At 62.9% G+C, this 24,314-nt stretch carries 17 protein-coding genes, 2 tRNA genes and 3 rRNA genes; 13 read left to right on the top strand and 9 right to left on the bottom strand.

Annotation, left to right across the window (positions count from 1 at the left end):
* Positions 1-20: 20 nt before the first annotated feature.
* From ACTPOE_RS01115 to ACTPOE_RS01075, 9 genes are all read left to right on the top strand, one after another.
* Positions 21-752 carry a YebC/PmpR family DNA-binding transcriptional regulator gene (locus ACTPOE_RS01115; RefSeq protein WP_458870359.1) on the top strand — a complete coding sequence of 244 codons (732 nt, stop codon included), beginning with the start codon at positions 21-23 and terminating at the stop codon, positions 750-752.
* A complete protein-coding gene (gene purD / locus ACTPOE_RS01110) occupies positions 749-2,047 on the top strand; it encodes a phosphoribosylamine--glycine ligase (protein ID WP_458870358.1) in 1,299 nt (432 codons plus the stop codon). Before ACTPOE_RS01115 ends, purD begins: the two co-directional genes overlap by 4 nt.
* Before the next feature lie 23 nt (positions 2,048-2,070).
* Entirely contained in the window at positions 2,071-2,973 is a 903-nt protein-coding gene (hemF, locus tag ACTPOE_RS01105) for an oxygen-dependent coproporphyrinogen oxidase (protein WP_458870357.1), read from the top strand.
* Positions 2,973-3,569, top strand: a complete 597-nt coding sequence (gene nadD / locus ACTPOE_RS01100; protein WP_458872719.1) for a nicotinate (nicotinamide) nucleotide adenylyltransferase — start codon at positions 2,973-2,975, stop codon at positions 3,567-3,569. Before hemF ends, nadD begins: the two co-directional genes overlap by 1 nt.
* Entirely contained in the window at positions 3,566-3,961 is a 396-nt protein-coding gene (gene rsfS / locus ACTPOE_RS01095) for a ribosome silencing factor (RefSeq protein WP_458870356.1), read from the top strand. Before nadD ends, rsfS begins: the two co-directional genes overlap by 4 nt.
* On the top strand, positions 3,958-4,428 hold the full coding sequence (rlmH, locus tag ACTPOE_RS01090; RefSeq protein WP_458870355.1) for a 23S rRNA (pseudouridine(1915)-N(3))-methyltransferase RlmH: 471 nt from the start codon (positions 3,958-3,960) through the stop codon (positions 4,426-4,428). Before rsfS ends, rlmH begins: the two co-directional genes overlap by 4 nt.
* A gap of 12 nt (positions 4,429-4,440) precedes the next feature.
* Entirely contained in the window at positions 4,441-5,883 is a 1,443-nt protein-coding gene (gene pyk, locus ACTPOE_RS01085; protein WP_458870354.1) for a pyruvate kinase, read from the top strand.
* A gap of 44 nt (positions 5,884-5,927) precedes the next feature.
* Positions 5,928-6,554 (top strand): Maf family protein, encoded by a 627-nt coding sequence (locus ACTPOE_RS01080; RefSeq protein WP_458870353.1) that lies wholly within the window; start codon positions 5,928-5,930, stop codon positions 6,552-6,554.
* A 293-nt stretch (positions 6,555-6,847) separates the two neighbouring features.
* Positions 6,848-8,203: an Nramp family divalent metal transporter gene (locus tag ACTPOE_RS01075; protein WP_458870352.1), complete on the top strand. Its 1,356-nt coding sequence runs from the start codon at positions 6,848-6,850 to the stop codon at positions 8,201-8,203.
* Between the two features lie 94 nt (positions 8,204-8,297).
* Here ACTPOE_RS01075 and ACTPOE_RS01070 read toward each other — a convergent pair whose 3' ends face one another.
* The 4 genes from ACTPOE_RS01070 to ACTPOE_RS01055 all read right to left on the bottom strand — a co-directional run bounded on the left by ACTPOE_RS01070 (position 8,298) and on the right by ACTPOE_RS01055 (position 12,239).
* A complete protein-coding gene (locus ACTPOE_RS01070) occupies positions 8,298-9,575 on the bottom strand; it encodes a TRAP transporter large permease (RefSeq protein WP_458870351.1) in 1,278 nt (425 codons plus the stop codon).
* Entirely contained in the window at positions 9,572-10,114 is a 543-nt protein-coding gene (locus ACTPOE_RS01065; protein ID WP_458870350.1) for a TRAP transporter small permease, read from the bottom strand. Before ACTPOE_RS01065 ends, ACTPOE_RS01070 begins: the two co-directional genes overlap by 4 nt.
* 66 nt (positions 10,115-10,180) lie before the next feature.
* On the bottom strand, positions 10,181-11,182 hold the full coding sequence (locus ACTPOE_RS01060; protein ID WP_458870349.1) for a TRAP transporter substrate-binding protein: 1,002 nt from the start codon (positions 11,180-11,182) through the stop codon (positions 10,181-10,183).
* A gap of 64 nt (positions 11,183-11,246) precedes the next feature.
* The gene (locus tag ACTPOE_RS01055; RefSeq protein ID WP_458870348.1) at positions 11,247-12,239 is read right to left on the bottom strand and encodes a TRAP transporter substrate-binding protein; all 993 of its coding nucleotides are present in this window, start codon (positions 12,237-12,239) and stop codon (positions 11,247-11,249) included.
* A 167-nt stretch (positions 12,240-12,406) separates the two neighbouring features.
* Here ACTPOE_RS01055 and ACTPOE_RS01050 point away from each other — a divergent pair, with 167 nt between their 5' ends.
* The 4 genes from ACTPOE_RS01050 to ACTPOE_RS01035 all read left to right on the top strand — a co-directional run bounded on the left by ACTPOE_RS01050 (position 12,407) and on the right by ACTPOE_RS01035 (position 18,314).
* On the top strand, positions 12,407-14,410 hold the full coding sequence (locus ACTPOE_RS01050; protein ID WP_458870347.1) for a PAS domain-containing sensor histidine kinase: 2,004 nt from the start codon (positions 12,407-12,409) through the stop codon (positions 14,408-14,410).
* 57 nt (positions 14,411-14,467) lie between these two features.
* Positions 14,468-15,058, top strand: a complete 591-nt coding sequence (locus tag ACTPOE_RS01045) for a response regulator transcription factor (protein ID WP_458870346.1) — start codon at positions 14,468-14,470, stop codon at positions 15,056-15,058.
* Between the two features lie 199 nt (positions 15,059-15,257).
* A complete protein-coding gene (gene trpB / locus ACTPOE_RS01040) occupies positions 15,258-16,460 on the top strand; it encodes a tryptophan synthase subunit beta (protein WP_458870345.1) in 1,203 nt (400 codons plus the stop codon).
* A 150-nt stretch (positions 16,461-16,610) separates the two neighbouring features.
* Positions 16,611-18,314, top strand: a complete 1,704-nt coding sequence (locus ACTPOE_RS01035) for an IS1634 family transposase (protein ID WP_458870344.1) — start codon at positions 16,611-16,613, stop codon at positions 18,312-18,314.
* Between the two features lie 166 nt (positions 18,315-18,480).
* On the opposite strand, the gene rrf is transcribed toward ACTPOE_RS01035, so the two are convergent.
* The 5 genes from rrf to ACTPOE_RS01010 form a co-directional block, all read right to left on the bottom strand.
* Positions 18,481-18,593 (bottom strand): 5S ribosomal RNA (rrf, locus tag ACTPOE_RS01030).
* Between the two features lie 201 nt (positions 18,594-18,794).
* Positions 18,795-21,681 (bottom strand): 23S ribosomal RNA (locus ACTPOE_RS01025).
* A gap of 357 nt (positions 21,682-22,038) precedes the next feature.
* A tRNA-Ala gene (locus ACTPOE_RS01020) sits at positions 22,039-22,114 on the bottom strand.
* 37 nt (positions 22,115-22,151) lie between these two features.
* Positions 22,152-22,228 (bottom strand) — tRNA-Ile (locus ACTPOE_RS01015).
* Between the two features lie 97 nt (positions 22,229-22,325).
* A 16S ribosomal RNA gene (locus ACTPOE_RS01010) occupies positions 22,326-23,864 on the bottom strand.
* Together the 16S, 23S and 5S rRNA genes with 2 tRNA genes alongside form the textbook arrangement of a ribosomal RNA operon.
* Positions 23,865-24,314: the final 450 nt, after the last annotated feature.

Here is a 24,314-nt window from a genome sequence, read left to right as displayed (position 1 = left end):
CTCTTGAACTCGACACAATCATGGCCGGACACAGCAAATGGGCAAACATCCAGCACCGCAAAGGGCGTCAGGACGCCAAGCGCGGCAAGCTCTGGACGAAGATCATCCGTGAAATCACCGTGGCCGCCCGTGCCGGGGGACCCGATCCCGATGCCAACCCCGCCCTGCGCCTGGCCTGGGACAAAGCCACCTCCGCCAACATGCCCAAGGACAACATCCTGCGCGCCATCCAGCGCGGGGCCGGCACCGAGGACGGCGCCAGCTACGAGGAAATCCGCTACGAGGGCTACGGCATCGGCGGCGCGGCCCTGATCATCGACTGCATGACCGACAACCGCCAGCGCACCGTGTCCGAAGTGCGCCACACGCTGGCCAAGCACGGCGGCAACCTGGGCCAGGACGGCAGCGTGGTATTCATGTTCAAGCACTGCGGCCAGTTCATCTTCGCCCCGGGCACCTCGGAAGAGCGCGTCATGGAAATCGCCCTGGAAAACGGCGCCGACGACGTCCAGGCGGACGAGGAAGGCGTGATCGAGGTCACCTGCGAGCCCGGCGGCTACGCCGTCCTGAAACAGGCCTTCGACGCCGCCGGCCTGCAGGCCGAGATCCACGGCGTGGTCATGAAGGCCCTGTCCAAGGTCCAGCTCGCCGGCGAGGACGCCGAGCGGATGCAGAAAATCATCGATCTCCTGGAAGACCTGGACGACGTCCAGGAGGTCTACACCACCGCCGTCCTGGACGAGGCCGAATGAAACTGCTCGTCATCGGCTCCGGCGGTCGCGAACATGCCCTGGCCTGGCGCCTGGCGCAATCACCCCGGGTGCACAAGGTCTACGTAGCGCCGGGCAACGGCGGCACCGACCGGGCGCCGACCCTGGAGAACCTGCCGCTTCGGGATACCGGCGCCCTGATCGAATTCGCCCGCCGGGAAAAGATCGCCTTCACCGTCGTCGGTCCCGAGGCTCCGCTGGCCGCCGGGATCGTGGACGCCTTCCGTGCCGCCGGGTTGCGCATCTTCGGGCCGACGCGGGCCGCCGCCCAGCTCGAAAGCTCGAAGGACTACGCCAAGGCCTTCATGACGCGCCACGGCATCCCCACCGCGGCATACGGCACCTTCACCGACGCCGACGAGGCCCGGGCCTACATCCGCGCCCAGGGCGCCCCCATCGTCGTCAAGGCCGACGGCCTGGCCGCCGGCAAGGGCGTGGTCGTCGCCCAGAACCTGGACGAGGCCCTGGCTGCCATCGACCACATGCTGGGCGAACACGGCGCCTTCGGCGCGGCGGGCGCCCGCGTGGTGATCGAGGAATACCTCGACGGCGAGGAAGCCAGCTTCATCGTCATGTGCGACGGCCAGCACGTCCTGCCGCTGGCCACCAGCCAGGACCACAAGCGCCTGCTGGACGGCGACGCCGGCCCCAACACCGGCGGCATGGGCGCCTATTCGCCCGCGCCCATCGTCACCCCGGCGCTGCACAACCGCATCATGCGCGAAATCATCCAGCCAGCGATCCAGGGCATGGCGCACGACGGCATCCCCTACACCGGGTTCCTCTATGCCGGTCTGATGATCGGCCCCGGCTCCGATGCCGCCCGCAGCCTGAAAGTCCTGGAATTCAACTGCCGCCTGGGCGACCCGGAAACCCAGCCCATCATGCTGCGCGTGAAGAGCGATTTTTCCGAAACCCTGGAACACGCCCTGGACGGCACATTGGACCGGGCCGAGATCGACTGGGACCGCCGCACCGCCGTGGGCGTGGTGCTGGCCGCGGCCGGCTACCCGGATGCCCCCCGCAAGGGCGATCCGATCACGGCGCTGGCGCCGGACACCGCCGACTGCGTCACCTTCCACGCCGGCACCACGGCGGACGACGGCACGCTGCGCACCAGCGGCGGGCGGGTCCTGTGCATCACGGCGCTGGCCGACTCCATCCGCCGCGCCCAGCAGGCCGCCTACGACGCCGTCAACCAGACCCAGTTCGAAGGCCGCCAGTTCCGCCGCGACATCGGCTGGCGCGCCCTGGCCGCCGGCAAGCGGCACGATTGATCCCCCACGCGCGCAGGCCCGACATGCACGTTCCCGTCCCTCTTGTCCACGACACCTTCTCCGATCTCCAGGAGCGCATCGTCCGGTCCCTGGAGGACCTCGAAGGCGCCGCCTTCGGCCGCGATCCCTGGACGCGCCCGGAGGGCGGCGGCGGCCTGGCCCGGTATCGCGAGGACGGCGCGGTCTTCGAGCGGGCCGGCGTGCTGTTCAGCCACGTGCATGGCGACACCCTGCCCTCCTCGGCCAGCGCTCACCGGCCTGAACTGGCCGGACGCGGCTGGGAAGCCATGGGCGTATCCATGGTGCTGCACCCGCGCAATCCCCACGTGCCGACCACGCATATGAACGTGCGCCTGTTCGTCGCCCACGGCAAGGACGGCGACGCCGACGTCTTCTGGTTCGGCGGCGGTCTGGACCTGACGCCCTACTACCCGGTGGATACCGACGCGCGCCACTTCCACCAGGTGTGCCACGACGCGGTCGCTCCCTTCGGGGACGACAAGTATCCCCGCTACAAGGCCTGGTGCGACGACTATTTCCTGCTGCGCCACCGGGGCGAGACCCGCGGCGTCGGCGGCCTGTTCTTCGACGACCTGAACACACCGGACTTCGACACCTGCTTCGCCCTGACCCGGGCCGTGGGCGACTGCTTCATCCCGGCCTACGCGCCCATCGTCCAGGCCCGGTGCGACACGCCCTACGGCGAACGCGAACGCGCCTTCCAGGCCTACCGGCGCGGACGCTACGTGGAATTCAACCTGGTCTACGACCGGGGCACGCTGTTCGGCCTGCAATCGGGCGGGCGCACCGAATCCATCCTGCTGTCCATGCCGCCCGTCGCCCAATGGCGCTACGACTGGACGCCCGAGCCCGGATCGCCCGAATCGGTCCTGGCCGACTACCTGCGGCCCCGCGCATGGCTGTGATGCCCCGGGTCGGACTGCTGGGCGGCAGCTTCGACCCGGTCCACCGGGTCCACATCGCGCTGGCGCAGGCCGCCCGGGACGCCCTGGGCCTGGAACACGTCGAACTGCTGCCCGCCGCGCGTCCTTGGCAGCGTGGCCGCCTGGGCGCCGCGCCGGAGCACCGGCTGCGCATGCTGGAACTGGCCTGCGCCGACGACTCCAGCCTGCGCGTCAACCCGATCGAACTGCGGCGCGCAGGCGACACCTACACCATCGACACCCTCGCCGCCCTGCCGGCCACGGCCCGCTATACCTGGATCCTGGGCTCCGACCAGCTGGCCAATTTCTGCACCTGGCACCGCTGGCGCGACCTGCTGTCGCACGTCCGGCTGGCGGTGGCCGAACGCCCCGGCTCCTCCATCGCGCCGCCGCCCGAACTGGCGGATGCCCTGGAGCCCGGCGGGCTGGTCCGGATCCCCTTCACCCCGCAGCCGGTTTCCGCCACCGCGATCCGACAGAACCTGGCGGCCGGACGGCCCGTCGACGCGATGCTGGACCCGCGCGTGCTGGACTACATCCGCGCCCATCGGCTCTACCTGGACCCCGAAACCCCATGAATCTGCAAAAACAGCAACGACTCGTCATCGACGCCCTGGAAGACGCCAAGGCCAAGGACATCAAAGTCTTCAACACCACGGGCCTGACCGGCCTGTTCGACCGCGTCATCATCGCCAGCGGCACCTCCAACCGCCAGACCCGCTCCATCGCCAGCCACGTGGCCGAACAGGCCAGGAAACACGGCCTGGAGATCGTCGCCTTCGAAGGCGAGGACACTGGCGAATGGCTGCTGGTCGACCTGGGCGACATCGTGGTGCATTGCATGCAGCCCGACATCCGCGCCTACTACAACCTGGAAGAACTCTGGGGTGCCAGGCCGGTGCGCGTCCGGCTGCTGCCCACCGGTCCCGCCCGGGCCAGCGAACCGGCCGGCTTCGACGAGGACGAATGAAACTCCTGGTCTACGCCGTCGGCACCCGCATGCCGTCCTGGGTCCAGACGGCCTGGCAGGACTTCGCCAAGCGCATGCCACGCGACTGCGCCCTGGAACTGCATGAAATCCGCCCCGAGCCCCGCACCAGCGGCAAGACCGCCCAGCAGCTGATGCACGCCGAGGCCCAGCGCATCGAGGCCGCCCTGCCCGCGCAAGCCTGGCGCGTCATCCTGGACGAACACGGCCGCGACCTGACGACGCAGGACCTGGCGGGCCATCTCGAAACCTGGCGGGCCAGCGGCGGCGATATCGCCTTCGTCATCGGCGGCCCCGACGGGCTGGACCCGGCCCTGAAGCGGACCGCCCGCCAGACCCTGCGCCTGTCCTCGCTGACGCTGCCCCACCCCATGGTCCGCATCCTGCTGGCCGAACAGCTCTACCGCGCCTGGACCATCCTGGCGGGCCACCCCTACCACCGCGCCTGAGGAGCATCCGCCATGACCGCCCGCCGCCGCACCAAGATCGTCGCCACGCTGGGGCCCGCGTCCTCCAGTCCCGAGCGGATCGAAGCCTTGATCCTGGCCGGCCTGGACGTAGCCCGGCTGAATTTCTCCCACGGCAAGCCCGACGACCACCGCGAACGGGTCCGCCTGGTCCGGGAGATCTCCGCCCGGCACGATCGCCACATCGCCCTCATGGGCGATCTCCAGGGGCCGAAGATCCGCATCGGCCGTTTCGCCGCCGGCCCCGTCGAACTGAACCTGGGCGCTTCCTTCACCCTGTCCATCCGGCACCCGCTGGACGCGGGCACCGCCGCGATCGTGGGGATCGAATACCCGCCGCTGGTCCAGGACTGTGCGCCGGGCGACGAACTGCTGCTGGACGACGGCCGGGTGATTCTGCGGGTCGAATCCGTGGATGCGGAAGCCGTCCACACTCGCGTCGAAGTCGGCGGGCCGCTGTCCGACAACAAGGGCATCAACCGGCGCGGCGGCGGCATCTCGGCGCCCAGCCTGACCGACAAGGACCGCCAGGACATCCTGCTGGCCGCCGAACTCGAACTGGACTACGTGGCGGTGTCCTTTCCCCGCGCGGGGGCCGACATCGAACAGGCGCGACGGCTGGTGCGCGAAGCTGGCAGCTCCGCCTGGATCATCGCCAAGATCGAGCGCGCCGAGGCCGTGGCCGACGACGCCGCGCTGGACGACCTGATCCGCGCCAGCGACGGCGTGATGGTGGCCCGGGGCGACCTGGGCGTGGAAATCGGCGACGCCCGTCTCGCCGGCATCCAGAAGCGCATCATCCAGCACGCCCGCACCCTGAACAAGCTGGTGATCACCGCGACCCAGATGATGGAGTCCATGATCGCCAGTCCGATCCCGACCCGGGCCGAGGTCTCGGACGTCGCCAACGCCGTGCTCGACTATACCGACGCGGTCATGCTGTCGGCTGAATCGGCCTCCGGGCGCTATCCCGTCGAAGCCCTCCAGGCCATGGCGCGAATCTGCCTGGGCGCCGAGCAGGAGCCCACCAGCGTACGATCGCACCACCGCCTGGGCGAGACCTTCTCGCGCTGCGACGAGACCATCGCCCTGGCCAGCATGTACGCAGCCAACCACTTCCCCGGGATCAAGGCCATCATCAGCCTGACCGAAAGCGGCCACACCCCGCTCATCATGTCGCGCATCCGCTCCGGCGTGCCCATCTACTGCTACACCCGGCACCCCGCCACCCAGCGACGCGCCGCCCTGTTCCGCGGCGTCTACACCGTGCCCTTCGATGCGGCGTCGCTGCCGCCCGCGGAAGTCAGCGACACTGCCATCGACATCCTGCGCCACCGGGGGCTGCTGCGCTCGGGCGACTGGATCATCCTGACCAAGGGCGATCTCTACAGCGACAGCGGCGGCACCAACGGCATGAAGATCCTGAGGGTGGGCTGAAGATCCCCGACCAGAACCCGCTCCGCAACTCATTCCGCCACCCCATGCCGCCCTTCGTTCTGCTTGCATCCGCCAGTCCCCGCCGCCACGAAATCCTCGACCAACTGGCCATTTCCCACGGCATCCTGCGCGTGCCCGCGCCGGACGGCGAGGACGAGCCCCTGCTGCCGGGCGAGCCGGCCGCCGACTACGTCCGCCGCACCGCGCGGGACAAGGCCGAGCGCGCGGTCGCCTGGCTGGCCTCGGGCGGCCGGCCCGACCCCCTGCCCGGAGACTGGCCCGCCGGCTGGCGCGACGCGCCCATCCTGTGCGCCGACACCACAGTCATTCTGGACGGCGAGGTGCTGGGCAAGCCGCGTGACGCGGCCGACGCCTCCGGCATGCTGCGCCGCCTGTCGGGCCGGGAACACGCGGTCCATACCGCCGTGGTCGTGGCGGGCGGCGGACGTCTTCGCGAGGCGGTCAGCATCAGCACGGTGCGCTTCCAGCCGCTGACGGACACCGACATCGCGGCCTACGTCGCCAGCGGCGAGCCCTACGGCAAGGCGGGCGGCTACGCCATCCAGGGCCGGGCGGCCGCCTTCGTCGCCCATCTGTCGGGCAGCCACAGCGGCGTCATGGGCCTGCCGGCGCACGAGACCGTCCGCCTGCTGGCGCGCCGCCCGGGCTGAGGCGCCCGCGCGCCCAGAGTACTGGTTAACCCTTGTTTAAGCCTCAACGATCTTGACCATCGGCCTTCGGACCCCTAGCATGAACTGACGCCCTGCTGAACGCGGCGGGCGCGCGGTGATGGCCATGGCTGCATCGCATGACCATCAGGGCACACACCCTCACCCCCAGAGAGGTCCTGCATATGGTCGATCCAGCCGTCGGTCCAGCCTCATCCTCCCCTCAAGTCGCCGAAGAAATCCGCAGCCGGAATCTCCCCCCGGCGACGTACCGCGACCTGCCCGAACCCCTGCCCATGAAGAAGGTCATCGGCCCCAGCGTGCTGCTGCTGGCCGGCTCGATCGGCTCGGGCGAGTTCGTGCTGTGGCCCTACATTTCCACCCAGACGGGCCTGGCCCTGGTCTGGCTGGCCACCATCGGCATCCTGACGCAGTATTTCCTGAACATGGAGATCACACGCTACACGCTGGCCACCGGGGAAACGGCGGTCACCGGGTTCACGCGGCTGTGGAAGCCCTGGAGCTGGCTGTTCATCATCATGGCCGTCGTCCCCTGGATGTGGCCCGGCTGGGCCACCGGCAGTTCCACGGCGCTGACCTACGCCTTCGGCCTGTCGGCGGACGCCGTGATCCCGATCACCATCGCCTCGCTGGTGCTGATCGGTATCATCCTGACCATCTCGCCGGTGGTCTACCAGACGGTCGAAAAGATCCAGTTCTTCCTCGTCGCCCTGATCGTGCTGTTCATGGTCTACATCGTCGCGGGCCTGCTCAACGGCCAGACCTGGGTCGCGCTGATCGAGGGGTTCACGACCGAGATCCCGAAGATCCCCGAGTCCATCGGCAAGCTGCCCATCGCCCTGCTGCTGGGTGCCATCGCCTTCGCGGGCGCCGGCGGAGTCATGAACCTGGCCCAGTCCAACTGGGTGCGCGACAAGGGCCTGGGCATGGGCGCGCACCTGCCGAAAATCGTCTCGCCCATCACCGGCCAGGAAACCACCCAGGCCGCGATCGGCTATTTCTTCCGCCAGGACGAGGCCAACATGCGGCGCTGGCGCGGCTGGTGGAAAGTGGCCGACCGCGAGCAGTTCATCACCTTCTACGTGCTGGGCCTGTTCGCCATCCTCCTGTTCATGATGCTGGCCTATCTGTACGTCGGCGTCGGCAGCACCGCGCAGAATTTCGATTTCGTGCGGCTGCTGGGCGAAACCCTGAACGAACGAATTGCGCCCTGGGCCGGACCGGCCTTCTGGTTCACCGGCGTGGTGGTGCTGCTATCGACCAACCTGACCGTGCTGGACATGATCGGCCGGATCGTGGCGGACATCGCCAAGACCAACTGGCTGCGCGACAGCCAGACCTGGACGGAAAGCCGCCTGTATTTCCTGGTGGTCTGGCTGATGGTGGCCTTCGGTTCCACCATCCTGCTCTCGGGCGTCAGCCAGCCGCTGCTCCTGCTGGTGATCGCCTCGGCGCTCAACGGCCTGGTGATGTTCGTGTATTCCGTGCTGCTGATCCAGTTGAACCGCTGCATGCTGCCGCGCGCCATCGGCCTGGGCGGCGCCCGCTACGTCGCGATCCTGTGGGCCGTGCTGTTCTATGGCGGCTTCTCGATCTACCTGCTGATCAACCAGTTCGGCAAGCTGTTCTGATCCGCGGACGCCTCGCGCGTCCGGCATGCAAAGGAGACGGCCGCCCATCGGCGGCCGTCTCCCTTTTCGCGCTGCCGCCGAGGCGGCCTGGGACTCAGCCGAGCAGGCCGGGCAGCCAGAGGCTGACGGCGGGCACGTAGGTGATGAAGACCAGGTAGGTGAGCAGCAGGAGCAGCCAGGGGAAGGCGGCGCGCACGACTTGTCCGATGCTCATTTTGGTGATGCCCGCGGTCACGAACAGGTTCAGGCCCACGGGCGGGGTCACCATGCCGATCTCCAGGTTGACCACCATGATGATGCCCAGGTGCACCGGATCGATGCCCATCTGGGTGGCGATGGGAAACAGGATCGGGGCCAGGATCAGGATGATGCCGGTAGGCTCCATGAAGGCGCCGGCCACCAGCAGCAGGATGTTGACCACGATCAGGAACTGCCATCCGCTCATGTCCCAGGCGATGATCTGCTCGGCGATGGCCTGCGGGATGCGCTCGGTGGTCAGGACGTGGGCGAACAGCAACGCGTTGGCGATGATGAACATCAGCATGATGGTCACCTTGGCCGCGTCGATCAGGACCTCGGGCACCTGGCGCATGCCGATGTCGCGGTACACGAAGACCGCGATGGCAAACGCGTAGACCGCGGCCACGGCGGCCGCCTCGGTCGGGGTGAAGACCCCGCCGTAGATGCCGCCCAGGATGATGACGATCAGCAGCAGTCCCCAGATCGAGTCGCGTCCGGCCGCCAGGACCTCGCCGGCGCTGGCGCGCGGCTGGCGCGGCATGTCGCGCACGCGCGCCACGATGTAGATGGCCACCATCAACACCAGGCCCAGCAGCAGTCCGGGGACCACGCCGGCCATGAACAGCGCGCCCACCGAGGTCTCCGTGACCGCGCCGTAGACCACCATGACGATCGACGGCGGGATCAGGATGCCCAGGGTGCCGGCGTTGCAGATCACCCCCGCGGCGAAGGACTGCGAGTAGCCGGCGCGCACCATGCCGGCGATCACGATCGAGCCCACGGCCACCACGGTGGCCGGCGAGGAGCCCGAGACCGCGGCAAACAGCACGCAGGCCATCACCGAGGCGATGGCCAGGCCGCCGTGCAGGTGGCCGACCGTGGCGATGGCGAAGCGGATCATGCGCCGGGCCACCCCGCCGGTGGTCATGAAGGCGCCGGCCAGTACGAAAAAGGGGATGGCCATCAGGGTGAAGTGCTCGGAGGTCTCGTAGAGCTTGAGCGAGAGCGAGGCCAGCGAGTCGTGGCCGAAGGCCATGATGGTCAACAGCGAGGACAGGCCCAGGGCCACGGCCACGGGCATGCCCATGAACATGAAGACGAACAGCAGGATGAACAGGGCGGTGGTGGTCATGCGGCGTCTCCCTTGGACTCGTCCTCGTCGAGCAGTTTCATGGCGTCGGCGACCTCGTCGCCCAGCAGCGAGGCGTGGCCGCCGCGCAGCAGGTTCCACAGGACCTCGCCCAGGCGCCAGATCAGCAGCGCGTAGCCCAGGGGCAGCACGATGCGCGGCACCCACTGCGGAATGGGCAGGTCCTGGGCCATGATGCCGATGGTGTGGATCTTGTCGACGTAGATCCAGGCGCCGTAGACAACGATGACGGCGTACAGGATGCACAGCAGGGTGCTGGCGATGGCCAGCTTGTGGGCGGCGCGCGCCGGCAGGATGCGCACGAAGGCGTCCACCCCGATATGCGCGCCCACGCGCACGCCGTAGGAGATGCCCAGGAAGATCAGGGCGCCGAAGAAGTACATGGTCAACTCCAGCGCCCAGACGAAGCTGTAGTTGAAGACGTAGCGGGCCACGACCTGGGCGAAGGTCACCACGGTCATTGCGGCCAGCAGAAAGGCGATCAGGCCTTCCTCGATGTGTTCCAGCCAGTTTTTCAGCATGGCAGGTTCTCCTTTTCAGGACACGAAACGGCCGCCCCGCGGCGGCCGCACGATCGATCCGGCGACTCAGTCCGCGTTCGAGGCCCTGGCCTTTGCGATCAGGTCTTCGCCGATCTGGCCGGAGAATTTCGCCCAGACGGGCCGGACGGCCTCACGCCAGGCGGCGATGTCCCGCTTGGACAGGGTCTGGATCTTCGCCTTGCCGGCCTCGGCGATGCGCTTCTGGTCGCGGTCGTTGATCTCGGCGGCCAGCTTGTTGGCGTGTTCCGTGGCGCCTGCCATGGCCTTCTGCAGGCCGGCGCGGACGTCTTCGGGCAGACCGTCCCACCAGCCGGAGTTGGTGATCACCATGTAGTCCAGGGCGCCATGATTGGTGACCGCGATGGTCTTCTGGACTTCGTGGAATTTCTGCGAGTAGATGTTGGACCAGGGATTCTCGGCGCCGTCGACCACGCCGGTCTGCAGGGCCTGGTAGACCTCGGAGAAGGCCAGCTTCTGGGGGTTGGCGCCCAGCTGGCGGAACTGGGCCTCGAGCACGTCGGAAGCCTGGATGCGGAACTTCAGCCCTTTGACGTCTTCCGGGCGGGTGAGCTTGTCCTTGTTGGTGGACAGCTGTTTGAGGCCGTTGTGCCAGTAGGCCAGCCCCTTGATGCCCTTGGACTTCATCGAATCCAGCAGTTCCTGGCCCTTGGGGCCGCTCTGGAAGCGGTCCAATGCGTCCATGTCGTCGAACATGAAGGGCAGGTCGAAGATCTGGATCTTCTTCGTGTAGCGGTCGAATTTCGCCAGGGACGGGGCGATGATCTGCACGTCGCCCAGCAGCAGGGCTTCCATTTCCTTGCCGTCGCCGAAGAGCTGGGAGTTGGAGAACACCTGGACCTCGACCTTGCCCGGCAGGGCGGCTTCCGCCAGTTCCTTGAACTTCAGCGCGCCCTGGCCCTTGGGAGTATTTTCAGCGACGACGTGGCTGAACTTCACGATGACGGGCTGCTCGGCCAGTGCCGCGGAGGAAAAGGCCAGCGCGATGCAGACGCCCAGCGTCTTGACGGCGGGGATACGGATTTTCATGACAAGGTCTCCCTGTTTGTGGTGAATATGGAAATCAAATGCAAAACGAACAGCCGGTCCGGAATTACGGGGCGTCGATCGCGTGCCGGATATCGGCGACCAGCCGCGCGCCGATCAGATCCTCCATCTCGACACTCACGGCGGCCAGGGCGTTTTTCCACGCACCGCGCTCCGCTTCCGTCAGGACACGAACCTGTGTCTTGCCGGACGCGCGGATCGCCTCCAGAGCCCGGTCGTTCTCCTCTTGAGCGATCGAGGTGGCATAGCGCGTCGCCTCCCGCATGGCTTCTTCCAGCGCTTCGCGAATATCGGATGGCAGGCCTTCCCAAAACTTCCGGTTGACGATCACGGCATAGCCCAGGTAGCCATGATTGGACACGGTGAAATACGACTGCACGTCCTGCATGTTCTGCGTATAGAAATTCGAGGGCGGATTCTCGGTACCGTCCACCACGCCCGCCTCCAGCGCGGCATACACTTCGCCGAACCGCATGGTCATCGGCTGGGCGCCCAAGGCCCTCATCTGGGCGTCCAGCACCCGGGACGGCTGGATGCGCATGCGCAGGCCGGACAGGTCCGAGGGTATGCGCAGCGGACGGCTGGCCGAAAAGGACTTGAACCCGTTATCCCAGAAGGCCAGCCCGACGACGCCCTTGAGCCGCAGCCGCTGCAGCATCCCCATGCCGATCGGCCCGTTCGTGATCCGGTGCAATGCCTCCGCGTCGGGGAACATGAACGGGAGATCGAAAACCTCGAACTCGCGCACGCCCAGCGGTCCGAACTTGGACAAGGACGGCGCGATCATTTCGACGGCGCCCAGTTGAAGGGCTTCCAGTTCCTCGCGATCGCGGTAAAGCTCACTGTTGGGATAAATATGCACGCGCACGCGGCCATTCGTGGCTCGCTCGGCCAATTGCTGAAACCGCACCGCCGCTTTGCCTTTGGGCGTGTCCGAGGCCACCACATGGCTGAACCGGATGACGATGGGCTCCTGCTGCGCATGCGCCAGTGAGGGGCATGCGAGCGCGCAGGTGAGCAGAACGGCGAACAATTTCATCGCTGAAGCAATATTCGGGGAACTCGATATTCGCAGGATCGGGAAATGCGCTGCCATTCTGTGCAAGCTGGGCGTCCGCATCAACTGTGGAAATCCACAACCGGACACCCGTGGCGATCCGGTTTCACGGCGCAATGCTCGGATACACTGAGGAAAAATCGTTCGGTATGCGTCTCTCCCCCGCCCACACTCCCCTCATCCATCGGCGCACCTGGCAATGGCTGGTGCCGATCCTGTGCGCGCTGCTGTTCCTGGTCACCGTGATCTGGCTGCCGCACCAGGCGCAGCAAATGGAGTCCACGGAGCGCCAGGAACAACTGATCGCCGACACGCTATGGGTCGAGCAGACCATCCGCTTCCAACTCGGACGCAATGAAGACGACATCCACTCGCTGGCCAATGAAATCGCCGCCGGCCACCTGGCGGGCGAGAAGCTGCAGAACAGGATGCGCTTCCTGCTGCGCACTCACCCGGCACTGACGCGCATCACCTGGATCGACGCGGAAGGCCGGGGGACGGCATCCGATCGGAAAGACCATTTTTCCCTGGAAGAACTGCCCGGGCCGCTGCGCCTGAAACTGGAACGCATCCGCGGCACCCTCGCGCCGGAATACAGCCAGCCGGACCCACCGAAGGACGCGCGGCATCCCGCCCTGATGGACTATCTCTTTCCGATCCACCAGGGCGGGCGCTACATTGGCTGTATGATCGCCACCTACTCCCTGGCCGGCATCCTGGAGCAGATGGTGCCCTGGTGGTTTGCCCAGAAAAACGAAATCCGCCTGACCGACCGCCACGAGCGGACGCTGGGGCAACGCACCGCGGGCGGCATGGGACGCGGCGTGTATACCTACGCGCACGACCTGCACCTGCCCTATGCGGACATCACGCTGCGCACCGACAGCGTCAAGGGCGCTCCCAAGCTGCTGCCCAATCTGCTGGTCGCCGTCATCGTCGCACTGACCCTGGGCCTGTTCTGGAGCCTCGCCGCCCTGTGGCGCGATATCAACCGCCGGATGGCCGTCGAGCGCGCCTTGCGCGAACAGATCGCCTTTCGCACGGCCATGGAGGACTCCCTCGTGACCGGCCTGCGGGTGTACGATCTGAACGGCAGGATCACCTACGTCAATCCAGCGTTCTGCCGGATGATCGGCATGCCGGCCGAGAACCTGATCGGGCGGTCGCCTCCCATGCCCTACTGGGCGCCGGAAACCATGGAAGAATACCGGGAACGCTTCGCCCAGCGCATCGCAGGCAAGATCAATTCCCAAGGCTTCGAGACCGTGTTCCTGCGCAAGGGCCAGGAACGTTTTCCCGTGCTGATCTATGAATCCGCGCTGGTCGACGAGAGCGGCCGTCAGACCGGCTGGATGAGTTCGATCCTGGATATTTCCGACCGCAAGCGGTTCGAGGAACTGAACCGGCGCCAGCAGGAAAAACTCCAGGCCAGCGCCCGGATGGTGACCATGGGCGAACTCGCCTCGACTCTGGCCCATGAACTGAACCAGCCACTGGCCGCGATCACCAGCTATACGACCGGCGCGCTGAACCTGCTGGCCGATCCCGCCGAGCATCAGGGCGAAGCCGGCATGACTCGCATCCGGAACGCGTTGGAAAAAGCCAATGCCCAAGCCCGGCGCGCCGGACACGTCATCCGCAGCGTCCATACGTTCACCAAACGGCGCGAACCGCATCGGGAAACAGTGAACCTGTCCGCGCTGATCGCCGACGTCGTCCAGCTGGCCGAACTGCAGGCCAGCCAGCACTTCATCACGATCAAGGCCGAGATCGCGCCGGGCACGCCGGCGGTGCTGGCCGACCCGATGATGCTGGGACAGGTGCTGCTCAACCTGACCCGCAACGCTATCGAGGCGATGCGGGACATGGAGCCCGAACGCCGGATCCTGCACATCGGTGCCGGCACCGATCCGCTCGCGCCGAGCAGCGTGAGCATCAGCGTGGCCGATCACGGGTGCGGTATTCCGCGGCACGCCCGGGAACGGCTGTTCTCGCCGTTCTTTTCCACGAAGGCCGACGGCATGGGCATGGGCCTCAAGATCTGCCGCACCGTCGTGGAATCGCACGGCGGCACCCTGGTTTACGCGGACAACCCCGGCGGAGGCACCGTCTTCCACTTCTCGCTGCACGCGGCCACGCCCACCAAAACATGAAAAAATAGAAGGGCCGCATATGTGCAGGCCACATACCCCAGGGAGGGGAACGACAAGGTGCTACATATCGTTGACGATGAAGAGGCGATACGGGACTCGCTGATCTGGCTGGCGCAGTCCCGCCGGATCGAGGCTTCGGGCTACGACGGCGTTCAGCCCTTCCTGGACATGCTGGGGGCGGGCTATGTGTTCAGCTCCGAAGGAGACTGCCTGCTGCTCGACATGCGCATGCCCGACATGAGCGGCGCACTGCTGTTCGATACCCTTGCATCGCGAGGGCTCACCCGGCGCATGCCGGTCATCTTCCTGACCGGCCATGGCGACGTGCCGATGGCGGTCGACTGCCTGAAACGAGGGGCTTTCGACTTCTTCGAGAAGCCGTTCAACGACAACACATTGATGGACCGCGTGCAGGAAGCGCTGCAGGCATCTCTGGCAGCGGGCGACCAGGCGCAGACGCAGGCGCGGCTTGCCTCGCTATCTCCACGCGAACGCGAAGTCATGGATCTCATCCTGGAAGGCAAGATGAACAAGGTGATCGCCGACATCATGGGCATCACCATGCGCACGGTGGAGGTCCACCGAGCGCATCTCTTTGCGAAGATGGGCGTGCGCACCGCCGTCGAACTGGCACGCCTGCTCAAATAGCGCATGCAGCGCAAGCGTCCGGCCGACGCGCCTTGAACAAGCTCGCCCGACATCCGACGATACCTGCTCTGGCAGACATTGCCATCGTTACCGGATTCCTCGCCGAAAAACGCCCCGGCCGGATGCGGCAGACCCGATGCGATTAAACTGGCCTGAAACCATTTCCTCCAACCAGATCCTTCAATCCGAACCGCAGATCATGACTCCATCCTTTGCCCCCATGCCCGACGCCGAAGGGTTCTTCGGTCCCTACGGCGGCCAGATCGTCCCGCCCGCCCTCAAGCAAGTCATGGACGACATCGGCCGTGCCTACGCCGAGATCACCCGACGCGAGGATTTCCAGCAGGAGCTGGCCGGCCTGCTGGCCGACTACGTCGGCCGCCCCAGCCCGATCTTCCATGCCCGGCGGCTGTCCGAACAACTCGGCGGCGCCCAGATCCATCTCAAACGCGAAGACCTGAACCATACCGGGGCGCACAAGATCAACCATTGCCTGGGCGAAGCCTTGCTGGCGAAATTCATGGGCAAGAAAAAGGTCATCGCCGAGACCGGCGCGGGCCAGCACGGCGTGGCGCTGGCCACCGCCTGCGCCCTGGTGGGCATCCCCTGCGAAATCCACATGGGCCAGGTCGACATCGAGAAAGAGCACCCCAACGTCACCAAGATGCGCATCCTGGGTTGCAAGCTGGTCGCCGTGACGCGGGGCGCGGCCACCCTGAAAGAAGCGGTGGACAGCGCCTTCGAGGAATACCTCAATGACCCGCAGGATTACTTCTATGCCATCGGATCGGTGGTCGGCCCGCATCCCTTTCCGATGATGGTGCGGGATTTCCAGAGCATCATCGGGCGCGAAGCGCGCCAGCAGTTCCTGGAACGCCACGGACGCCTGCCCGACTACGCCTGCGCCTGCGTCGGCGGCGGTTCGAACGCCATGGGCCTGTTCACCGCCTTCCTGGGCGACACCGAGGTCCGGCTGGTGGGCGTCGAGCCCGCCGGCGAAGGCACCGACCGGCCCGGACGCCATGCCGCCACACTGAGCATGGGCAAACCCGGCCAGATCCACGGCATGAAGTGCTACGTGCTGGAAAATGCCCAAGGCGAGCCCGACGTCGTGCACAGCATCGCCTCCGGCCTGGATTACCCGGGCGTGGGACCGCAGCACAGCTATCTGAAGGACATCGGGCGGGTACGCTACGACACCGTGACCGACCAGGAATGCCTGGATGCCTTCATGACCCTGTCACGTGTGGAAGGCATCATCCCCGCCCTCGAAAGCGCCCATGCGGTCGCCTGGGCGATACGCGTGGCGCCCACACTGCAGCGGGACAAGCACATCCTCGTGAACCTTTCGGGCCGCGGCGACAAGGACGCGGACTACGTCGCGAAAGTGCGCGGACTCTGAGCCCCCCTGAGTTCGACAGTTTGACCCCTGCTTTTTGATCGAAACGCAGTAACGACGCGGCTTTCACAGAATTACAACGATAATTTTGTAATGGCACGTTATCATAATTGCGCATTGACTATACTGTGTATATGTGATTATAGTAATGGCATGTTTATCAAAGTCACCAAGTCAGGCCCCCGCCGCTATGTGCAGCTCGTGGAGGCCTACCGCGACGACGCTGGGTGCCCCAAGCAGCGCACTGTGGCGACACTTGGCCGTTTGGACCAGATGGGTGATTCCATCAAGTCCCTGCACGAAGGCCTGGCGCGCATCCTGGGCATAGAGCCTTCACCAGCGCTTGATGATGGCACCGCCCGCTTCGATTCTTCACGAGCCATCGGGGACCTTTGGGCACTGACTCAGATCTGGAAGCAGCTGGGCCTGGATCGCCTGCGTCAGGTGCTGCGCCAGCGCACCCGCCACAAAATCGACCTGGAGGCGCTACTGCGCGTCATGGTCTTTAATCGCCTGAGCGATGCCGATTCAAAGCTTGGGACCCTGCGCTGGCTACAGACCGTCAGCTTTCCCGATACCGATCTGGCATCGGTTGAGCACCAGCAATTGCTGCGCACCATGGACGCGATGGTGGAGCACCAGGCCGTCATCGATCAGGCGCTGGTCGCAGCCGTCAAACCCTTGGTAAGTGAAGAATTGTCGGTGGTCTTCTACGACATGACCACGATTCGTGCCGAAGGGCTCTCTGAGCAAACGGATGACATTCGCCAGTTTGGCAAGTCCAAGGAAGGCATCATTGCCCGTCAGTTCATGCTGGGGCTGGTGCAAACCGCTGAAGGCATCCCGCTCTATCACGAGATCTTTGAAGGCAATACGGCCGAAGTGGGGACGCTGAAGGCCTCGCTGCAAAAGGTCATGGATCGCTTCCCGGTGCGCCGGGTAATCGCCGTCGCCGATCGAGGGCTGCTGTCGATTGACAACCTCGCAGACTTGCAAGCCATGCGCCTGCCCAATGGCCAGCCGTTGGAATTCATTCTGGCGGTCCCCGGCCGACGGTACAACGAGTTTGCCGAGCTGCTCGAACCGATCAACCAAGCGGCTATCGAGAGCGACAGCCCCGAGATCGTGGGCGAACAGGCGTGGCAAGGGCTGCGGTTGGTTGTTGCCCATGATCGGTACCGGGCTGCCGAACAAACGGCCCAGCGCGATCAGAAAATTGCAGCGCTCGAAGCCCAGGCCGCCCAGTGGGTCGGCAAACTGGACGCCCAGGATGCTGGGGTACGCGGCAAAGGCCGCAAGCTCTCCGATGGTGGCGCGCGCGCCCGGTTCTATCACGCGGTCTGCGAAGCGCATCTCGCACGCATCATCCGGGTAGACCTTAAAAGTGAGCTCTTCACCTACCAGGTCAATGAAAAGGCGCTGGCCCTGGCACGCGCCATGGATGGCAAGCTGCTACTGATCACCAACGTCTGCGATCTGGCGCCAGCCGATGTGATTAGCCGCTACAAATCCCTGGCCGACATCGAGCGGGGCTTCAAGGTGCTCAAGTCCGAAATTGAGATCGGACCCGTCTACCACCGACGCCCCGATCGCATCCGGGCACACGCCATGATCTGCTTTATTGCCTTGGTGTTGCAACGGGTCATACGCATGCGGCTGCGCGAACAGCCCGTGGCCGACGTGGTCTCGCCCGAGCGCGCCTTGTCGATTCTGCGTCGCATCCAGACCCACCGGGTCGTGCTGCCGGGCGGCAAATCCATCACGGGCATCTCGACGATCGATGCCGAACAGGCGGCCATCCTGAAGAGCCTGCAGGTTGGAAAGCTCACAGCAACTGAGGCCTTCGTTAATCTGTAATGGAGCGTTTTTAAGGCGCTTCTTTATAAATCAATGAGTTGCGGTTCTAACTGTCGAACTCGGGAGCCCCGGCTGCCCGCTTGCGTGGTGGCCGGAGCGGTTTTTTCGGGACACCACAAAGACAAAGCCCCCGCAGAGGATTCTGCGGGGGCTTTGCGGTATAAAAGCCTGACGATGACCTACTTTCACAGGTGTCCACCCACTATCATCGGCGCGAAGGCGTTTCACTGTCCTGTTCGGGATGGGAAGGAGTGGGGCCACCTTGCTATGGTCGTCAAGCATAACGGGTTGCGTTCGAGTCTTCGGCCTGGTGGCCTGGGACTGGATCGCCAATCTGGAAGAAGCACCGGGTGCGTGCCGCGACGGGCTGCATTGTAGCAGATCCGTGGCGCGCGCGCCCTGGGTTGCGTTGTTTCGTTCAATTGTGTCGGCCACATACACGATCACTACAGTGTCCGTTGCGGTACTCCGCAAGGTTATAGGATCAAGCCGCACGGGCAATTAGTACTGGTTAGCTGCACGCGTTACCGCGCTTCCACACCCAGCCTATCAACGTCCTGGTCTCGGACGACCCTTCAGGGGGGTCAAGCCCCCGGGATACCTAATCTTCAGACGAGTTTCCCGCTTAGATGCCTTCAGCGGTTATCTCTTCCGTACATAGCTACTCGGCAATGCCATTGGCATGACAACCGATACACCAGTGGTACGTCCACTCCGGTCCTCTCGTACTAGGAGCAGGCTCCGTCAAGTATCCAACGCCCACGGCAGATAGGGACCAAACTGTCTCACGACGTTTTAAACCCAGCTCACGTACCTCTTTAAATGGCGAACAGCCATACCCTTGGGACCGGCTACAGCCCCAGGATGAGATGAGCCGACATCGAGGTGCCAAACACCGCCGTCGATATGAACTCTTGGGCGGTATCAGCCTGTTATCCCCAGAGTACCTTTTATCCGTTGAGCGATGGCCCTTCCATACAGAACCACCGGATCACTATGACCTGCTTTCGCACCTGTTCGACTTGTCAGTCTCACAGTCAAGCACGCTTATGCCATTGCACTATCAGCACGATTTCCGACCGTACCTAGCGTACCTTCGTACTCCTCCGTTACACTTTAGGAGGAGACCGCCCCAGTCAAACTGCCCACCATGCACTGTCCCCAACCCGGATAACGGGCCAAGGTTAGAACCGCAAACAGACCAGGGTGGTATTTCAAGGTTGGCTCCACCGAATCTAGCGACTCGGTTTCAACGCCTCCCACCTATCCTACACAGGCCGGTTCACAATCCAATGCAAAGCTACAGTAAAGGTTCATGGGGTCTTTCCGTCTAGCCGCGGGTAGATTGCATCATCACAAACATTTCAACTTCGCTGAGTCTCAGGAGGAGACAGTGTGGCCATCGTTACGCCATTCGTGCAGGTCGGAACTTACCCGACAAGGAATTTCGCTACCTTAGGACCGTTATAGTTACGGCCGCCGTTTACCGGGGCTTCGATCAAGAGCTTGCACCCCATCACTTAACCTTCCGGCACCGGGCAGGCGTCACACCCTATACGTCGACTTTCGTCTTGGCAGAGTGCTGTGTTTTTAATAAACAGTCGCAGCCACCGATTCTCTGCGGCCCCTTCAAGCTCTGCGCGCAGGCGCATCACCCTACAAGGGCATACCTTCTCCCGAAGTTACGGTATCAATTTGCCGAGTTCCTTCTCCTGAGTTCTCTCAAGCGCCTTGGAATATTCATCCCGTCCACCTGTGTCGGTTTGCGGTACGGTCTCGTGAGACTGAAGCTTAGAGGCTTTTCCTGGGACAACTTCCAATCAGTCCAGGAACCTAAGTTCCTGTCCAGCCACACCCTTGAATTACGCGCCCGGATTTACCTGAGCGCCTTCTACGATGCAGCAACGGGGACATCCAACACCCCGATGATCTTCTGCCATCCGTCCCCCCATCGCATCTCACGACGGTGCTGGAATATTAACCAGCTTCCCATCAGCTACGCATCTCTGCCTCGCCTTAGGGGCCGACTCACCCTGCGCCGATGAACGTTGCGCAGGAAACCTTGGACTTACGGCGAGGGGGCTTTTCACCCCCTTTATCGCTACTCATGTCAGCATTCGCACTTCTGATACCTCCAGCAGCCTTTACAAGCCACCTTCGCAGGCTTACAGAACGCTCTCCTACCGCGTGCGCTTACGCGCACACCCGCAGCTTCGGTAACTGGCTTAGCCCCGTTACATCTTCCGCGCAGGACGACTCGATCAGTGAGCTATTACGCTTTCTTTAAAGGATGGCTGCTTCTAAGCCAACCTCCTGACTGTCTATGCCTTCCCACTTCGTTTCCCACTTAGCCCGTTTTAGGGACCTTAGCTGGCGGTCTGGGTTGTTTCCCTCTTGAGTCCGGACGTTAGCACCCGGTGCTCTGTCTCCCACACTGTACTTGCCGGTATTCGGAGTTTGCCATAGGTTGGTAAGTCGCCATGACCCCCTAGCTATAACAGTGCTCTACCCCCGGCAGTAATCATGTGAGGCACTACCTAAATAGTTTTCGGAGAGAACCAGCTATCTCCAGGCTTGTTTAGCCTTTCACCCCTATCCACAGTTCATCCCCTAACTTTTCAACGTTAGTGGGTTCGGTCCTCCAGCACGTGTTACCGTGCCTTCAACCTGACCATGGATAGATCGCCTGGTTTCGGGTCTACACCCAGCGACTGAATCGCCCTGTTCGGACTCGCTTTCGCTACGCCTTCCCTATCCGGTTAAGCTTGCCACTGAATGTAAGTCGCTGACCCATTATACAAAAGGTACGCAGTCACCCCACAAGGAGGCTCCTACTGTTTGTATGCATACGGTTTCAGGATCTATTTCACTCCCCTTCCGGGGTTCTTTTCGCCTTTCCCTCACGGTACTGGTTCACTATCGGTCGATCACGAGTATTTAGCCTTGGAGGATGGTCCCCCCATCTTCAGACAGGATTTCACGTGTCCCGCCCTACTTATCTGACGCCTAGTCCCACACATTCGATTTTGTCTACAGGGCTATCACCATGCTGCGGCCGGCCTTTCCAGACCGTTCGACTATCGACTGTGCTAACTCGTCAAGGCTGCTCCGGTTTCGCTCGCCGCTACTGCCGGAATCTCGGTTGATTTCTTTTCCTCGAGCTACTGAGATGTTTCAGTTCACCCGGTTCGCCTCGCTACCCTATGTATTCAGATAACGATACTCCATCGCTGGAGTGGGTTTCCCCATTCGGACATCTGCGGATCAAAGCTTGTTTGCCAGCTCCCCGCAGCTTTTCGCAGGCTACAACGTCCTTCTTCGCCTGTGATCGCCAAGGCATCCACCATATGCACTTATTCGCTTGATCCTATAACTTTGCAGATTACAGGAACACTTGAGTTTGCGTGTTTGTGCCGTTCAATTCCATCAAGGCTCATCAGGCATCCTCCCTCGCGGGACTCTCCTGACTGAATCTTAAGAACTTTTGAACAATTGATTTTGCAATCACAACCCGTAAATTACCCATCACGACATTAAAGTCGATCATGATATTTACATTGTTGTGCTTCTTCCAAATTGTTAAAGAACATGGTACTACACCGAAGGGCTCCTTTCGAAACCCGGTTCAGTCAGCAGCATCCTGGTCTCCCAAGACACTCTTGACTGAAGATCCTCCGCCCCCGCGATTCCCAGCTCCGCGCCAGCCCCATCCCAGCAAAATCACTGGTGGAGGATGACGGGATCGAACCGACGACCCCCTGCTTGCAAAGCAGGTGCTCTCCCAGCTGAGCTAATCCCCCAGAACCCATCGCCAGGGCCTGCCCCGACAACGAACCGTGGTGGGTCAAGATGGATTCGAACCATCGACCCCCGCCTTATCAAGACGGTGCTCTAACCGACTGAGCTACTGACCCCTTGAGTCTGCTTTTCATGCAGGCCTGGACTTCAGACCATGTACCAAACAGCCGATAAGCGTGAGCGCTTCAACAACAAGCCTTGCTGTGAGCTCTTAAAGGAGGTGATCCAGCCGCACCTTCCGATACGGCTACCTTGTTACGACTTCACCCCAGTCATGAATCTCACCGTGGTAAGCGCCCTCCTTGCGGTTAGGCTACCTACTTCTGGTGAAACCCACTCCCATGGTGTGACGGGCGGTGTGTACAAGACCCGGGAACGTATTCACCGCGACATGCTGATCCGCGATTACTAGCGATTCCGACTTCACGCAGTCGAGTTGCAGACTGCGATCCGGACTACGATCGGGTTTCTGAGATTGGCTCCACCTCGCGGCTTGGCAACCCTCTGTCCCGACCATTGTATGACGTGTGAAGCCCTACCCATAAGGGCCATGAGGACTTGACGTCATCCCCACCTTCCTCCGGTTTGTCACCGGCAGTCCCATTAGAGTGCCCAACTGAATGTAGCAACTAATGGCAAGGGTTGCGCTCGTTGCGGGACTTAACCCAACATCTCACGACACGAGCTGACGACAGCCATGCAGCACCTGTGTTCCGGTTCTCTTGCGAGCACTCCCAAATCTCTTCGGGATTCCAGACATGTCAAGGGTAGGTAAGGTTTTTCGCGTTGCATCGAATTAATCCACATCATCCACCGCTTGTGCGGGTCCCCGTCAATTCCTTTGAGTTTTAATCTTGCGACCGTACTCCCCAGGCGGTCAACTTCACGCGTTGGCTGCGCTACTAAGGTTAATAAACCCCAACAGCTAGTTGACATCGTTTAGGGCGTGGACTACCAGGGTATCTAATCCTGTTTGCTCCCCACGCTTTCGTGCATGAGCGTCAGTATCATCCCAGGGGGCTGCCTTCGCCATCGGTATTCCTCCACATCTCTACGCATTTCACTGCTACACGTGGAATTCTACCCCCCTCTGACGTACTCTAGCCCGGTAGTTAAAAGTGCAGTTCCAAGGTTAAGCCCTGGGATTTCACACCTTTCTTTCCGAACCGCCTGCGCACGCTTTACGCCCAGTAATTCCGATTAACGCTTGCACCCTACGTATTACCGCGGCTGCTGGCACGTAGTTAGCCGGTGCTTATTCTGCAGGTACCGTCATTAGCCCGGGGTATTATCCCGGACCGTTTCTTCCCTGCCAAAAGTGCTTTACAACCCGAAGGCCTTCATCGCACACGCGGGATGGCTGGATCAGGGTTGCCCCCATTGTCCAAAATTCCCCACTGCTGCCTCCCGTAGGAGTCTGGGCCGTGTCTCAGTCCCAGTGTGGCTGGTCGTCCTCTCAAACCAGCTACGGATCGTCGCCTTGGTAGGCCTTTACCCCACCAACCAGCTAATCCGATATCGGCCGCTCCAATAGTGAGAGGTCTTGCGATCCCCCCCTTTCCCCCGTAGGGCGTATGCGGTATTAGCCACGCTTTCGCGTAGTTATCCCCCGCTACTGGGCACGTTCCGATACATTACTCACCCGTTCGCCACTCGCCACCAAAGAGCAAGCTCTTCGTGCTGCCGTCCGACTTGCATGTGTAAAGCATCCCGCTAGCGTTCAATCTGAGCCAGGATCAAACTCTTCAGTTCAATTCCTGTAATCGTATTTCCTCAACCATATAGGTCGGTTCATACGTCGCTATGCTCAAAGAAAGACGAAGTCTGGTTAAAAAACCCTACTTCTTCATTTCTGTAGTATGAGCACTTGGTTCAATGCTTTGCTTCTCCGGAAACCGACCAGTTCGTGAGAACCCGTCGATCCGGTCAGCGCCGCTTGTCATCAAGCGCCCACACTTATCGGCTGTTAAGTTTTTAAAGAACGATTCCGCGTAAAGCAGAGAAACGAGATTATGAAGAACTTTTTACGTCGTGTCAAGTGACTGCCTTTCGCTGCTTTCTTCGAATCAACCCGGACTTCGTCCAGATCGTACCCGAATCCACAACATCCACCTGACCGACGAGGACTTCACTTCCTCGCTGTCGAGCCCGAAATTAAAACATATCAACGTCTCAATGTCAAGCCCCTCAAGCCCCGGCAAC

The sequence above is a fragment of the Castellaniella sp. WN genome (assembly GCF_054457555.1).
Note: the sequence above shows the minus strand (reverse complement) of the source record. Positions and strands in the feature narration are given on the sequence as shown.